General features: G+C 59.5%; 11 protein-coding genes. All 11 read right to left on the bottom strand.

Annotated features, from left to right (window positions below; genetic code table 11):
• The 11 genes from PSH94_RS06765 to bamA all read right to left on the bottom strand — a co-directional run bounded on the left by PSH94_RS06765 (nucleotide 1) and on the right by bamA (nucleotide 15,154).
• The gene (locus PSH94_RS06765; RefSeq protein WP_071488807.1) at nucleotides 1-1,632 is read right to left on the bottom strand and encodes a CTP synthase; all 1,632 of its coding nucleotides are present in this window, start codon (nucleotides 1,630-1,632) and stop codon (nucleotides 1-3) included.
• A 273-nt stretch (nucleotides 1,633-1,905) separates the two neighbouring features.
• Nucleotides 1,906-3,216: a tRNA lysidine(34) synthetase TilS gene (gene tilS / locus PSH94_RS06760; RefSeq protein ID WP_305436932.1), complete on the bottom strand. Its 1,311-nt coding sequence runs from the start codon at nucleotides 3,214-3,216 to the stop codon at nucleotides 1,906-1,908.
• Nucleotides 3,217-3,376: 160 nt separating this feature from the next.
• On the bottom strand, nucleotides 3,377-4,324 hold the full coding sequence (locus PSH94_RS06755) for an acetyl-CoA carboxylase carboxyltransferase subunit alpha (protein WP_181079287.1): 948 nt from the start codon (nucleotides 4,322-4,324) through the stop codon (nucleotides 3,377-3,379).
• A 140-nt stretch (nucleotides 4,325-4,464) separates the two neighbouring features.
• The gene (dnaE, locus tag PSH94_RS06750; RefSeq protein WP_181079284.1) at nucleotides 4,465-7,986 is read right to left on the bottom strand and encodes a DNA polymerase III subunit alpha; all 3,522 of its coding nucleotides are present in this window, start codon (nucleotides 7,984-7,986) and stop codon (nucleotides 4,465-4,467) included.
• A 76-nt stretch (nucleotides 7,987-8,062) separates the two neighbouring features.
• Nucleotides 8,063-8,695 carry a ribonuclease HII gene (gene rnhB / locus PSH94_RS06745; protein WP_181079281.1) on the bottom strand — a complete coding sequence of 211 codons (633 nt, stop codon included), beginning with the start codon at nucleotides 8,693-8,695 and terminating at the stop codon, nucleotides 8,063-8,065.
• On the bottom strand, nucleotides 8,692-9,831 hold the full coding sequence (gene lpxB, locus PSH94_RS06740) for a lipid-A-disaccharide synthase (protein ID WP_253510935.1): 1,140 nt from the start codon (nucleotides 9,829-9,831) through the stop codon (nucleotides 8,692-8,694). Before lpxB ends, rnhB begins: the two co-directional genes overlap by 4 nt.
• Nucleotides 9,832-9,833: 2 nt before the next feature.
• The gene (gene lpxA, locus PSH94_RS06735; RefSeq protein WP_181079275.1) at nucleotides 9,834-10,610 is read right to left on the bottom strand and encodes an acyl-ACP--UDP-N-acetylglucosamine O-acyltransferase; all 777 of its coding nucleotides are present in this window, start codon (nucleotides 10,608-10,610) and stop codon (nucleotides 9,834-9,836) included.
• A complete protein-coding gene (gene fabZ, locus PSH94_RS06730) occupies nucleotides 10,607-11,047 on the bottom strand; it encodes a 3-hydroxyacyl-ACP dehydratase FabZ (RefSeq protein ID WP_003172281.1) in 441 nt (146 codons plus the stop codon). The genes lpxA and fabZ overlap by 4 nt, the downstream gene beginning before the upstream one ends.
• Before the next feature lie 111 nt (nucleotides 11,048-11,158).
• Entirely contained in the window at nucleotides 11,159-12,214 is a 1,056-nt protein-coding gene (gene lpxD, locus PSH94_RS06725; RefSeq protein ID WP_181079272.1) for a UDP-3-O-(3-hydroxymyristoyl)glucosamine N-acyltransferase, read from the bottom strand.
• A 3-nt stretch (nucleotides 12,215-12,217) separates the two neighbouring features.
• The gene (locus PSH94_RS06720) at nucleotides 12,218-12,721 is read right to left on the bottom strand and encodes an OmpH family outer membrane protein (protein WP_003219314.1); all 504 of its coding nucleotides are present in this window, start codon (nucleotides 12,719-12,721) and stop codon (nucleotides 12,218-12,220) included.
• 45 nt (nucleotides 12,722-12,766) lie between these two features.
• Nucleotides 12,767-15,154, bottom strand: a complete 2,388-nt coding sequence (bamA, locus tag PSH94_RS06715; RefSeq protein WP_253510931.1) for an outer membrane protein assembly factor BamA — start codon at nucleotides 15,152-15,154, stop codon at nucleotides 12,767-12,769.
• Nucleotides 15,155-15,220 lie beyond the last annotated feature (66 nt).

Genomic DNA, 15,220 nt, shown 5'->3' with positions numbered 1-15,220 from the left:
TTACGCCTTTTTCTGATGTTGCGTCAGTGCAGCTTTGACGAAACCGCTGAACAGTGGGTGACCATCACGTGGAGTCGAGGTGAACTCAGGGTGGAACTGGCAAGCCACAAACCACGGATGATCCGGCGCCTCGACCACTTCAACCAACGCGCCATCGCCGGAGCGACCGGAGATTTTCAGGCCGGCCTCTTTGATCTGCGGCAGCAGGTTGTTGTTCACTTCATAACGATGGCGGTGACGCTCGACAATCACGTCCTTGCCGTAGCAATCGTGAACCAGCGAGCCCGGCTCCAGCAGGCAATCCTGCGCGCCCAGGCGCATGGTGCCACCCAGATCGGAGGCTTCGGTACGCACTTCGACCGCACCGGTGGCGTCTTCCCACTCGGTGATCAGGCCCACGACCGGGTGACCGCTCTTGCTGTCGAACTCGGTGGAGTTGGCGTCTTTCCAGCCCAGCACGTTACGGGCGAACTCGATAACGGCCACTTGCATGCCCAGGCAGATACCCAGGTACGGCACTTTGTTTTCACGGGCGTACTGCACGGCGGTGATCTTGCCTTCCACGCCACGCAGGCCGAAACCGCCAGGCACGAGGATCGCATCCACGCCTTCGAGCAGCGCGGTGCCCTGGTTCTCGATGTCTTCGGAATCGATATAGCGCAGGTTGACCTTGGTGCGGTTGCTGATACCGGCGTGGCTCATCGCTTCGATCAGCGACTTGTACGCGTCCAGCAATTCCATGTACTTGCCGACCATGGCGATGGTGACTTCGTGCTCGGGGTTGAGCTTGGCGTCGACCACCGCTTCCCACTCGGACAGGTCCGCGCCGTTGCACTGCAGGCCGAAACGCTCGACCACAAAATCGTCCAGGCCCTGCGAATGCAGGATGCCCGGGATCTTGTAGATGGTGTCGGCGTCTTCCAGGGCAATCACCGCACGTTCTTCAACGTTAGTGAACTGCGCGATCTTGCGACGCGAGGAAATATCGATCGGGTGATCGGAGCGGCATACCAGCACGTCCGGCTGCAGGCCGATGGAACGCAGTTCCTTGACCGAGTGCTGGGTTGGCTTGGTTTTGGTTTCGCCGGCAGTGGCGATGTACGGTACCAAGGTCAGGTGCATCAGCATCGCGCGCTTGGCGCCGACTTCGAAACGCAACTGGCGGATGGCTTCGAGGAACGGTTGGGACTCGATGTCACCCACGGTACCGCCGATCTCGACCATCGCCACGTCGGCATCGCCCGCACCCTTGATGATGCGGCGCTTGATTTCGTCGGTGATGTGCGGGATCACCTGGATGGTTGCACCCAGGTAGTCACCACGGCGCTCTTTGCGCAGCACGTGCTCGTAGACACGGCCAGTGGTGAAGTTGTTGTTCTGGGTCATGGTCGTGCGGATGAACCGCTCGTAGTGGCCCAGGTCCAGGTCGGTCTCGGCGCCGTCGTGTGTGACGAACACTTCACCGTGCTGGAACGGGCTCATGGTGCCCGGGTCGACGTTAATGTACGGGTCCAGCTTGAGCATGGTGACTTTAAGCCCCCGCGCCTCCAGGATGGCCGCCAATGAAGCGGAGGCAATGCCTTTCCCCAATGAAGAAACAACACCGCCCGTGACGAATATGTAGCGCGTCATGAAAAACCCTAGAAGTCTGCGTTAAAGCGGTCCGAGCCGCCGGGGAAAGCGAAGAGAGGCCGAAGCCCCCGATCACCTGCATTAATCACAGTGCACCTTTCAAAAAAACCGCCGCGTGGTGACAGACCAGCAATGGAACACCGGTACGTTGATCGCTACACATTTTTTGGAATCGCCCAGCAAAGACTGCTTGGTAATCGGCAACTGCTGCGATTCAGGCGAATCCACAGAAGTTGTATCAAGAAGGGAGCGTAGTCTACCGGAAAGGCTCTATCAGCTCAAACCTTGATCGCAGGTCTGTGGCACCCAATGCAATTGCCAGCCTTCACTCGGTGCGACCCGCAGTCCAGCGAGGGTGGGCACGCCGAGCAATCGTTCGCCCTGATACAGCAGCGGCAATCTGCCACGGACGAAGCCCGGCACGCCGCTTTCGTTGAGCAAACGCTTCAGATCTCGTCGACCGCGGCCCGGCACGTCAAGGGTTTCACCGCCCTGGCGATAACGGACCTCGAACGGACCTGCCGGCGCCTTGCCGACAATTGTCAGCAGGCCATTGCCGGGTAACGGTAGCGGGTGTTGCGCATCAGGCCAGCTCACTGCGGTGTCGGAAAATTCCGACCATGAGGAAGGCAACCACCAGATGCGCTCGCCGCAACGGTGTAATTGCCCATCAGCCAGACGCCATAACGGCTGCGCGTCGTGCCGGGCATCACGCAAGGACTGCCAGCCGACCCAGTGATCGCTGTCGGGCAGGCGTGTCAGCGGACTCAGCCAATGGCGCAAGGCGTTGCGCTGCCGGGCATCGGAAAGCTCTCGCAGACAAGCAAGCATCAGGGATGGCAAGGGCAGCCAGGGAAATGGCGAGGGCTGATCGGCTGCCTGCAGATCTATCCGGGCCAACTCATCGAGCAAGCCCTGGGCTTCGTTCAAGTGTTCCGCGCTGCGGGCCAGGCGGCTGACGGCTTGCGGCCACCGCTCGGTCAGTCTCGGAAATACGCGGTGGCGCAGGTAATTGCGGGAGAACTGAGTGTCCGTATTGGAAGGGTCGGCGATCCACTGGAGCTGATGCGCCATGGCATAGGCTTCCAGCTCGCCCCGATAGACATGCAACAGAGGGCGCACCAAGTGACCACCCGCCAACGGACGATGCACGGGCATTGCCGTCAACCCACGTACGCCCGCGCCGCGCAACAGGCGAAACAACAGCGTTTCGGCCTGGTCTTCACGATGCTGGGCAGTGAGCATCACCGCCCCTGCCCCCATCACCTGGGTAAACGCCTGATAACGCGCCTCACGCGCCGCACCTTCTAAACTGGCGCCGGGCTGCACCTGCACGCGCATGACACGCAGGGGCACGCCCAGGTGGTCGCAGATTGACTGACAATGGCTCGGCCATGCGTCGGCGGCGGCTTGCAAGCCATGGTGGACATGCACAGCGCTTAGAGGCGGAATTGACTCGGAGTTGGCCAGGAGATGCAGCAGAACAGTGGAATCAAGGCCGCCAGAGAAGGCGATATGCCAAGCCGGGGCGTTGCGCCACGGGGCCAGGGCGTGCAGGAGCTTGGCGGGCAAAGTCGGTTTCATCAAACGTTACCGCCGCAAATCTGAAATACGTTGACCAAGCATACACACAGCAAATATGGGAGGGGGCTCGCCCCCGATTGCTGAGTGTCAGTCACTGTATTTGCTGACTGATGCACCGCTATCGGGGCAGGCCCCCTCCCACATTAATGCTGTTGCGACCTTAGAGACCGTAGCTCATCAGGCGCTCGTAGCGACGAGCCAGCAGCGCTTCGTTATCCAGCTTCTTGAGCATCGCCAGCTGCGAGCCCAATTCTGCACGGATGGTGGCGGCAGCGGCAGCCGGGTCGCGATGGGCGCCGCCCAAGGGCTCGGCGATCACTTTGTCAACGATACCCAGGCCTTTGAGGCGGTCGGCGGTGATACCCATGGCCTCGGCGGCGTCCGGTGCTTTTTCGGCGGTTTTCCACAGGATCGAAGCGCAACCTTCGGGCGAGATCACCGCGTAGGTCGAATATTGCAGCATGTTCAACTGGTCGCAGACGCCAATCGCCAGCGCACCGCCGGAACCGCCTTCACCAATCACGGTGGCGATGATCGGGGTCTTCAGGCGCGACATGACACGCAGGTTCCAGGCAATCGCTTCGCTCTGGTTGCGCTCTTCGGCGTCAATGCCTGGATACGCGCCCGGCGTATCGATAAAAGTCAGGATCGGCATCTTGAACCGCTCGGCCATTTCCATCAGGCGGCAGGCCTTGCGGTAACCTTCCGGACGCGGCATGCCGAAGTTGCGACGCACCTTCTCGCGCACTTCACGGCCTTTCTGGTGGCCGATAACCATGACCGGCTGGTCGTCCAGACGTGCAATACCACCCACGATAGCCGCGTCGTCGGAGAAGTGACGATCGCCGTGCAGTTCGTCGAACTCGGTAAAGATGTGCTGGATATAGTCCAGGGTGTACGGACGGCGCGGGTGGCGAGCCAGACGCGCGATCTGCCAACTGGTCAGCTTGCCGAAGATGTCCTCGGTGAGCGTGCTGCTCTTTTCCTGCAGGCGGGCGATCTCATCGCCGATGTTCAGCGAATTGTCATTGCCGACCAGGCGCAGCTCTTCGATCTTGGCTTGCAGGTCAGCGATCGGCTGTTCGAAATCAAGAAAATTCGGGTTCATAAGCGTCCGTCTTGGGTCGACGGCCAGGGAGTGCCTGGCCAGCCGGTTGTCTATTCGCGCCCTACCTTAAGGGAGAGGCGCGTTTAGGTCGAGATTAAATGTTTTGTCGATCAAGCTGAACGCCACTACCGGGCCAGCCATCAACGGTATTGGAGGAAGACGTTGTCTCGCCCGAACTGGTCACGCAATGCTTGAATCAAGCCATCGGCGGGATCAATTCGCCAGCTTTCGCCGAACTGAAGCATGGCCTTCGCATCGTTACCGGTGTACTCCATGGTCACCGGGCACGCGCCACGGTGACGCTTGAGCAGATCACCCAACCAGCGTAGCTGATCGCCTTTCAGGGCCTCGGTTTTCACCTTCAGGCGCAGGCTCTCGGCCAGGTTGGTGCGGGCATCCTCCATGCTCATCACCCGCTTGATCCGCAGGCGCAGGCCGCCGGAGAAGTCATCGTTGCTGACCTCCCCTTCCACCACCACCATGGCGTCGGTCTGCAACAGCGACTGAGCAGAATGGAACGCATCGGCAAACAACGAGGCTTCGATCCGCCCCGAACGGTCATCAAGAGTAATGAAGCCCATCTTGTCGCCCTTTTTGTTCTTCATCACCCGCAGCGCAATGATCATGCCGGCCACGGTCTGGGTATCCCGCGCCGGTTTCAGGTCGATGATGCGCTGGCGGGCGAAACGGCGGATTTCGCCTTCGTACTCGTCAATCGGATGGCCGGTAAGGTAGAGCCCCAGGGTATCTTTTTCGCCCTTGAGACGCTCCTTGAGCGTTAACTCCTTGGCCTTGCGGTGGTTGGCGTACACATCCGCGTCTTCTTCGACGAACAAGCCACCGAACAGGTCGGCATGCCCACTGTCGTGGGTACGGGCAGTCTGTTCCGCTGCCTTGATCGCCTCTTCCATCGCGGCCAGCAGCACGGCGCGGTTGCGGTCGATATTGGCCTGGTAAGCCTTGGGCTCATCGTGGAAATACGGGCCGAGACGGTCGAGTGCGCCGCTGCGGATCAGGCCATCGAGGGTGCGCTTGTTGATGCGTTTGAGGTCGACCCGCGCGCAGAAATCGAACAGGTCTTTGAAAGGCCCGTCCTGACGCGCTTCGGTGATGGCTTCCACCGGGCCTTCGCCCACGCCCTTGATCGCGCCCAGGCCATAAATGATGCGACCTTCGTCGTTCACCGTGAACTTGAACTCCGAGGCGTTCACGTCCGGCGCGTCGAGGCGCAGCTTCATGGTGCGCACTTCCTCGATCAAGGTCACGACCTTGTCGGTGTTGTGCATATCCGCCGACAATACCGCGGCCATGAACGGCGCCGGATAGTGGGCTTTCAGCCAGGCGGTCTGATAAGACACCAGACCGTAGGCGGCGGAGTGGGATTTGTTGAAGCCGTAACCGGCGAACTTCTCCACCAGGTCGAAGATGTTACCCGCCAGGTCGGCATCGATATTGTTGGTGGCGCAACCTTCAATGAAACCGCCCCGCTGCTTGGCCATTTCCTCGGGTTTCTTTTTACCCATGGCCCGACGCAGCATATCCGCTCCGCCAAGGGTGTAACCCGCCATCACCTGAGCGATCTGCATCACCTGTTCCTGATACAGGATGATGCCGTAGGTCGGCGCCAATACCGGCTTGAGGCCTTCGTACTGGTAATCGGAGTGCGGGTACGCCAGCTCGGCACGCCCGTGCTTACGGTTGATGAAGTCATCCACCATGCCCGATTGCAGCGGCCCCGGACGAAACAGGGCCACCAGTGCGATCAAGTCTTCCAGACAGTCGGGCTTGAGCTTTTTGATCAGCTCTTTCATCCCGCGCGACTCGAGCTGGAACACCGCCGTGGTTTCGGCTTTTTGCAGCAGGGTGTACGTCGGCTTGTCATCCAGTGGAATAAAGGCGATATCCAGCGGTTCCTCGCCCACCTTGGCGCGGTCGCGGTTGATGGTCTTGAGCGCCCAATCAATGATGGTCAGGGTGCGCAGGCCGAGGAAGTCGAACTTCACCAGGCCGGCCGCCTCCACGTCATCCTTGTCGAACTGGGTCACCAGGCCGTCGCCTTCTTCGTCGCAATAGATCGGCGAAAAGTCGGTGAGCTTGGTAGGCGCAATGACCACGCCGCCGGCGTGCTTACCGACGTTACGCACAACACCTTCAAGCTTGCGGGCCATCTCCCAGATTTCGGCGGCTTCTTCGTCGACCTTGATGAAATCGCGCAGGATTTCTTCCTGCTCGTAAGCCTTTTCCAACGTCATGCCGACTTCGAACGGGATCATCTTCGACAGGCGATCGGCCAGGCCGTAGGACTTGCCCTGCACCCGCGCCACGTCGCGGATCACCGCTTTGGCCGCCATGGAACCGAAGGTAATGATCTGGCTCACGGCGTTGCGGCCATACTTCTCGGCCACGTATTCGATCACGCGGTCGCGACCGTCCATGCAAAAATCGACGTCGAAGTCGGGCATGGAAACCCGCTCCGGGTTCAGGAAGCGTTCGAACAGCAGGTCGTATTCCAGCGGGTCCAGGTCGGTGATCTTTTGCACATAGGCCACCAGCGAGCCAGCACCTGACCCTCGGCCCGGACCAACCGGCACGCCGTTGTTCTTGGCCCACTGGATAAAGTCCATCACGATCAGGAAGTAGCCGGGAAAGCCCATCTGGATAATGATATCCAGCTCGAAATTCAGCCGGTCGACGTAGACCTGGCGCTTGGCTTCGTAGTCTTCGGTGGTGTCCTTGGGCAGCAGAACCGCCAGCCGCTCCTCGAGGCCATCGAACGACACCTTGCGGAAATACTCATCGATGGTCATGCCATCGGGAATCGGGAAGTTGGGCAGGAAGTGCTTGCCCAGTTTCACCTCGATATTGCAGCGCTTGGCGATCTCGACGGAGTTTTCCAGGGCCTCGGGCAGGTCGCTGAACAGCTCGGCCATTTCTTCGGCACTTTTAAGGTACTGCTCTTCGCTGTAGTTCTTCGAACGGCGCGGATCGTCCAGGGCCCGGCCTTCGCCGATGCACACGCGGGTTTCGTGGGCCTCGAAATCCTCTCGCTTGATAAAGCGCACATCGTTGGTCGCCACCAGTGGTGCGCCGAGCTTATCGGCCAGCGCCACGGCGGCGTGCAGGTGTTCTTCATCGTTGGGACGGTTGGTGCGTTGCACTTCCAGGTAGAAACGGTCGGGAAAGACCTGCATCCACTCGCGAGCCAGCACTTCGGCTTCCTGCGGGTTGCCGCCCAGCAGCGCAATACCGATCTCGCCCTCCTTGGCGGCGGACAGCATGATCAGACCTTCGCTGGCCTCGGCGACCCATTCACGCTCGATGATGATCGAGCCGTTGCGCTGACCCTCGATAAAACCACGGGAAATCAATTCGGTCAGATTGCGATAGCCCACGCCGTTCATCGCCAGCAGGCTTATACGGCTCAAGGGGTTGTCCGGGTCTTTGTTGGACAGCCACAGATCGGCGCCGCAGATCGGCTTGATGCCAGCGCCCATGGCATTCTTATAGAACTTGACCAGAGAACACATGTTGTTCTGATCAGTCACCGCAACCGCAGGCATGTTCATGCCCACCAGGGTTTTGACCAGAGGTTTGATCCGTACCAGGCCGTCGACCAGGGAATACTCAGTGTGCAGGCGCAGGTGAACGAATGAAGCCGGCATAGTGATCCTGTTCCAATACGTGAAGACAACAAGGCCCGGATTGTACCGGGCCTTGGCAAAAACATCAGCTTCGCGACTAAACCTCGATGAAGCTCTCGCGCAGCTCGTAGGCCTGGCGTACCGGGGCGAACGAGCGCCGATGAATCGGCGTGGGACCCAGGCGTGCCAGAGCTTCCAGATGAACGGGCGTCGGGTAGCCTTTGTGCCCACCAATGCCGTAGCCGGGGTAGATCAATTCAAACGCGGCCATTTCGCGATCACGACTGACTTTGGCCAGGATCGAGGCCGCCGCAATTGCAGGCACCTTGCTATCCCCCTTCACCACCGCTTCCGACGGCATCCCCAGTTTCGGGCAACGGTTGCCGTCGATCATGGCCATTTTCGGGGTGATGTGCAGGCCTTCGACGGCACGCTGCATGGCCAGCATGGTGGCGTGCAGAATATTCAGCTTGTCGATTTCTTCGACTTCAGCCCGGGCAATATGCCAGCTCAAGGCTTTTTCACAGATTTCGTCGAACAGCTTTTCACGGCGGGCTTCAGTGAGCTTTTTCGAATCGTTCAACCCCAGAATCGGACGGTTCGGATCCAGGATCACCGCCGCCGTGACCACTGCGCCGCACAGCGGGCCGCGGCCGACTTCGTCGACGCCGGCCACCAGCTCATGGACTTGAGCAACCAGGCTGAAATCCAGGCCCATTTGCGTACTCATAAAGCTTCCTGTTGTTTGCCGATCAAGGTCAACACGGCGTCAGCCGCCTGGTTCGAGGCATCACGACGCAGTGTGCGGTGAATCGCATCGAAACCACGGGTCTGCTCTTCGCCGCCGTCGATCAAGGGTAGTAGGGTTTGCGCCAGGGCGTCAGGCGTCGCATCGTCCTGCAACAACTCCGGCACCAACAGGCGCTGGGCCAGCAGGTTGGGCAGGGAGATGTAAGGGCTTTTGACCATGCGCTTGAGGATCCAGAAGGTCAGCGGCGCCAGACGATAGGCCACGACCATGGGGCGCTTGTACAGCAGGGCTTCCAGCGTAGCGGTGCCCGAAGCAATCAGCACCGCATCACAGGCCGCAAGGGCCAGGTGCGATTGACCATCGAGCAGGGTTAGCGGCAGGTTGCGGCCTTGAAGCAAGGTTTCGATCTGAGCACGGCGTTGCGGGCTGGCACACGGCAACACAAACCGCACGCCAGGCTTGAGGTCTTGCAGACGTTCGGCGGCATCAAAGAAGACGCTGGCCAGGCGCCCGACTTCACCGCCTCGACTGCCGGGCATGAGCGCCACGAGCGGGCCATCGGGCAAGCCCAGTTCGGCACGGGCCGCGGCTCGATCAGCCTGCAAAGGTATCTCATCGGCCAGGGTATGTCCGACAAACCGCACCGGCACGCCCTTCTCTTCATAAAACCTGGCTTCGAAGGGCAACAGGGTCAGCATCAGGTCGCAACCCTCGCGGATCTTCAGCACGCGCTTCTGACGCCACGCCCACACGGATGGGCTGACGTAGTGCACGGTCTTGATGCCCGCCTGGCGCAGCTTGAGTTCGATATTGAGGGTGAAATCGGGTGCATCGATGCCGATGAAGACGTCGGGCTTTTCCTTGATCAGCGTCTGAATCAACAGCTTGCGGCGCGCCAGGAGTTCGCGCAGGCGCCCCAGCACCTCTACCAACCCCATGACCGACAAGCGCTCCATAGGGAAATAGGACACAAGCCCCTCAGCCTGCATCAACGGACCACCGACACCGATGAATTCCACGGCCGGGTGCTGTGCCTTTAGCGCCCGCATAAGACCTGCGCCCAAAATGTCGCCGGAAGCTTCTCCGGCTACCAGCGCTATACGCATATTGGCCATGATCAGCGAGTGATGCCGCGCGTCGACATCTGGATAGAGTCGCGGAACACCGCAACTTCCGGGAACAGCGCAGCCGGCTCGGTGAGTTGGGTCAATGCCTGCTCCACGGTCAGCCCCTGGCGGTAAACCACCTTGTAGGCACGACGCAAGGCGTGAATGGCCTCGTCGCTGAAACCACGACGACGCATGCCTTCGAAGTTCATGCTGCGAGCTTCGGCGGGGTTGCCGAATACCGTGACATACGCCGGAACGTCCTTGCCGATAGCGGTGCCCATGCCGGAAAAGCTGTGGGCGCCGATATGGCAGTACTGGTGCACCAGCGTGAACCCCGACAGGATCGCCCAGTCGTCAACGTGCACATGCCCGGCCAAGGCGGTGTTATTGACCAGTATGCAGTGGTTGCCGATCACGCTGTCGTGGCCGATATGGGCATAAGCCATCACCAGGTTGTGATCACCCAGGGTGGTTTCGGCGCGATCCTGCACGGTGCCGCGATGAATGGTCACGCCTTCTCGAATGATGTTGTGATCACCGATGACCAGGCGTGTTTCTTCACCCTTGTATTTCATGTCCGGTGTGTCTTCGCCTACCGAGGAGAACTGGTAGATGCGATTGTGTTTGCCAATACGGGTCGGCCCTTTGAGGATCACGTGCGGCCCGATGACAGTCCCCTCGCCGATTTCCACACCTGCGCCGACGATCGACCAGGGGCCGACCTCAACGTCGGCGGCCAGTACGGCCGACGGATCGATGATTGCGCGAGGGTCAATCAAACTCATAGTTTGCGTTCCGCACAGATAATCTCGGCGGAGCATACCGGCTTGCCATCCACCGAGGCCTGGCATTCGAACTTCCAGATCTGGCGCTTGCAACTGATGAATTTGGCTTCGAGGATCAACTGATCACCCGGGGTGACCGGGTTGCGGAAACGCAGCTTGTCAGAGCCCACGAAATAGTAGAGCGTGCCGTCGGCAGGCTTGAGGTCAAGCATTTTAAAACCAAGGATACCGGCAGCCTGGGCCATCGCTTCAATGATCAACACGCCCGGCATGATGGGATGCGCGGGGAAGTGACCGTTGAAGAACGGTTCGTTGATGCTGACATTCTTGTAGGCGCGAATGCGCTTTTCCTCGACGTTGAGGTCCACTACACGGTCCACCAGCAGGAACGGGTAACGGTGGGGCAGGTATTCGCGAATCTCGTTGATGTCCATCATTTCGGGGGGAAGCCTGTAATAAAGATTGGGGGCGGGCGGACTAAAGGCACGCCCCGCTAGCAAATCAAGGAGGCAGTCTAGCGGCTGTGCACACTTGATATGAAAATGGTATCAGCCTTCTGATGAAGCATTACCGCCAGGGGTCACTTCTCCAACACGCTTTTCCAGCTGCTTGAGCCGTCGGGCCATATCGTCGAGCTGGCGCAAACGCGCCGCACTCTTGCGCCATTCAGCCGCAGGTTGCATGGCGGTACCGGAAGAGTAGGCACCCGGCTCGGTAATCGAGTGGGTCACCATGGTCATTCCGGTGATGAAGACGTTGTCACAGATATCGATATGCCCTACCAGGCCGACACCGCCGGCGAGCATGCAATGCTTGCCGATACGGGTGCTGCCGGAAATCCCCACGCACGCCGCCATGGCGGTGTGATCGCCAATCTGTACGTTGTGGGCGATCTGGATCTGGTTGTCGAGCTTGACGCCATTGCCGATCACGGTATCGGCCAGGGCCCCGCGATCAACTGCAGTGTTCACGCCGATTTCCACGTCGTCGCCAATCAGCACGCCGCCGACCTGGGCAATCTTGTGCCAGACGCCTTTGGCGTTGGCAAATCCGAAGCCTTCGCCTCCGATCACCGCGCCCGACTGAATGACCACACGCTGGCCGATACGCACATCGTGATACAGCGTCACGCGCGGCGCGAGCCAGCCATCGGCACCGATCTCGCATCGCGCACCGATAAAGCAGTGCGCCCCCACCGTGACGCCTGCGGCAATGCGCGCACCACTCTCGATCACCGCAAAGGCACCAATGCTGGCCGCAGGGTCGACCTGGGCGTCATCGGCGATCATCGCTGACGGGTGAATGCCGCCGGCTGCCTTGGGTTTGGGATCGAACAGGTGCGACACCTTGGCGTACGCCAGGTACGGGTCGGCCACCACCAGCGCATCCCCGGCAAAACCTTCGGCATCGGCGGCTTTGAGCAATACGGCTGCGGCGCGGCTGTCGACGAGGTATTTACGGTATTGAGGGTTTGCGAGGAAGCTCAACTGAGCTGGGCCAGCCTCCTGCAAGGTGGCTAGCCCAGTGATTTCTTTCTCCGGGGAGCCATGCAAAGTGGCCCCCAGGAACTCGGCCAACTCGCCGAGCTTGATAGTCGCGGTCATGGCTTACTTCAGCTGGTTCATGCGCTCGATCACCTGACGGGTGATGTCGTATTGAGGCTTGACGTCAATCACGGCGCCGCGCTCGAACACCAGGTCAAAGGCGCCTTTCTTGATCACTTCTTCCACAGCACTGTCGAGTTTCGGCTTGAGCTGCTTAAGCATTTCGCGATCGGCCACAGCCTTGGCTTCGTTCAGCTCTTTGGACTGGAACTGATAGTCACGGGCCTTTTGCTTGAATTCCAGCTCCAGACGCTCGCGCTCGCCTTGCTGCATCTTGTCACCACCGGCCACCAGACGATCCTGGATGCCCTTCGCGCTGCTTTCCAGGGTCTTGAGCTTGGTCAGTTGCGGACCGAATTTTTTCTCGGCATCCACGGCGTATTTTTTGGCCGCATCGGATTCCAGCAGGGCCATCTGATAGTTCAGAACGGCGATTTTCATTTCGGCGAAGGCCGGGGTGGCTACCAGCACGGTTGCCAGCAGAACCAATTGAGTCAACTTACGCACGATGCACTCCTACAGAATCCGTTGTCGTTATCTTAGGTCAGACGCTTAGAACGTCTGGCCGAGGGAGAATTGGAAAATCTGGGTTTCAGCGTTATCCGGTTTCTTGATTGGCATGGCCAGCGCAAAGCTCAACGGGCCCAGCGCAGTCACCCACGTCACACCCACACCCACGGAGCTCGCCATGTTGCTGAGGCTCACGTCGTTGCACTGGGTATTGGACTTCAAACCGCTTGGGTTTTTGATCTGCTCGCACTTGGAATCGAACACGTTACCCACGTCCCAGAATACGGATGTGCGCAGGGAACGCTGATCTTTCACGAACGGCAGTGGGAACAGAATTTCAGCACCACCCTGGATCAACACGTTACCACCGAACGGCAGTGGGTCGTTGTCAGTGTCAGGTTGAGTGCCGATGTTACCGGTTTGCGCAACACCGCGGCTCGGGGTACCGCGCGGGCCGAGAGTGCTGTCCTTGAAGCCACGTACCGAGTTGAAACCACCTGCATAGTAGTTTTCATAGAACGGCAAGCCATTGGTCGAACCGTAACCGTCGCCATAGCCCAGCTCGGTGTGCAGGCGCATGGTGTAGTTGTCGCTCAACGGCTGGAACAACTGGCCGCGATAGTCGAGTTTGAAGAACGACAGGTCGCTGCCCGGCGTGGTGACTTCGGCCGTCAGGCTCTGGGAATGGCCACGGGTTGCCAGCACGCCTTTGTTCAGGGTCGACTCGGACCAGCCGGCGGACGCCTTGAAGTTCAGGAACTTGTCGCCTTCACGACGGGTGAAGTCGAAGATCTCGTCCACGGTATAAATACCGGTCTTGATCTCATCCTGCTGCGCAGTCAGGCCGAAGGTCAGGCGCGAGGTTTCGCTGATCGGATAGCCGATGTTCACGCCGGCACCCAGGCTGTCGATCGCATAGCTAGCTACGTCTACGTCGAGATCTTTGTAGTCGGTGGTGCGGTAGAAGGCGTTGTAGCCCAGGCTCACACCGTCGGCGGTCCAGTAGGGGTCGACATAACCGAAGTTATAGCGGCTCTGGTATTCGCTGCGGGTCAGGCCAATGGAAACCTTGTTACCGGTACCCAGGAAGTTGTTCTGGGTGATCGAGCCACCCAGGATCAGGCCGGCGCTCTGCGCGAAACCGACACTGGCGGTGATCGAGCCCGAGGCCTGCTCTTCAACGGCATAGTTCACGTCAACCTGGTCGTCCACACCTGGCACAGCCGGCGTTTCGACGTTGACTTCCTTGAAGAAGCCCAGGCGTTCAAGACGGGTCTTGGACTGGTCGATCAGGTAGGTCGAAGCCCAGCCACCTTCCATCTGACGCATCTCACGACGCAGCACTTCGTCGGCGGACTTGGTGTTGCCACGGAAATTGATGCGGTTTACGTAAGCACGCTTACCGGGGTCGACCACGAAGGTGATATCAACGGTGTGGTCTTCGTCGTTGGGGGTCGGCACGCCGTTGACGTTGGCGAAGGTGTAGCCTTCGTTACCCAGGCGGCGGGTGATCAGTTCGGAGGTGGTGGTCATCAGCTTGCGCGAGAACACCTGGTCTTTCTGCACCAGCAACAGGGACTTGACCTGGTCTTCAGGCACTTTCAAGTCACCGCTGAGCTTGACGTCACGAACCTTGTACTTCTCGCCTTCGTTGACGTTGACAGTGATGTAGACGTGCTTCTTGTCCGGCGTAATGGACACCTGGGTGGAGGCGATGTCCATGTTGATATAGCCGCGATCCAGGTAGTAGGAACGCAGGCGCTCCAGGTCACCGGAGAGTTTCTCACGGGCGTACTTGTCATCGTTCTTGAAGAACGACAACCAGTTGGTGGTCTTGAGTTCGAACAGGTCGACCAGGTCTTCATCCGGGAACTTGGTATTGCCTACCACGTTGATGTGCTGAATGGCGGCCACGGTCCCTTCGTTGATGTTGACCTTGAGGCCGACACGGTTACGCGGCTGCGGAACCACTTCCGTTTCCACGGTCGCGGAGTAGCGACCCTGGGCGACGTACTGGCGCTGCAGCTCGTTACGCACGCCTTCAAGGGTGGCGCGCTGGAAGATTTCACCTTCGGCCAGGCCCGATTGCTTCAGGCCTTTCATCAGGTCTTCAGTAGAGATCGCTTTGTTGCCTTCGATCTCGATACTGGCGACGGATGGTCGCTCGACGACGGTGATGACCAGGACGTTGCCTTCTCGACCCAGTTGGATGTCTTGAAAGAACCCGGTTTTGAACAACGCACGAGTGGATTCCACCAGGCGACGATCATCAGCCTGTTCCCCGACGTTCAACGGCAAGGCACCAAAGACGCTACCGGCGGAAACCCGCTGGAGGCCGTTGACGCGAATATCGGAGATGGTGAAGGACTCGGCGTGAACTTCGGCGATCATCAATACGGTGAGAACCGCAGTTAGCAGCAGACGTTTCATGAAGTCCTTTCTTATTCCAACTGGCAATAAACAAACTGCCGCAAAATGCGGCAGATTCGCAATTCA

This window comes from Pseudomonas sp. FP2254 (assembly GCF_030687695.1).
GTDB classification, from domain to species: Bacteria; Pseudomonadota; Gammaproteobacteria; order Pseudomonadales; family Pseudomonadaceae; genus Aquipseudomonas; species Aquipseudomonas quebecensis.
Note: the sequence above shows the minus strand (reverse complement) of the source record. Positions and strands in the feature narration are given on the sequence as shown.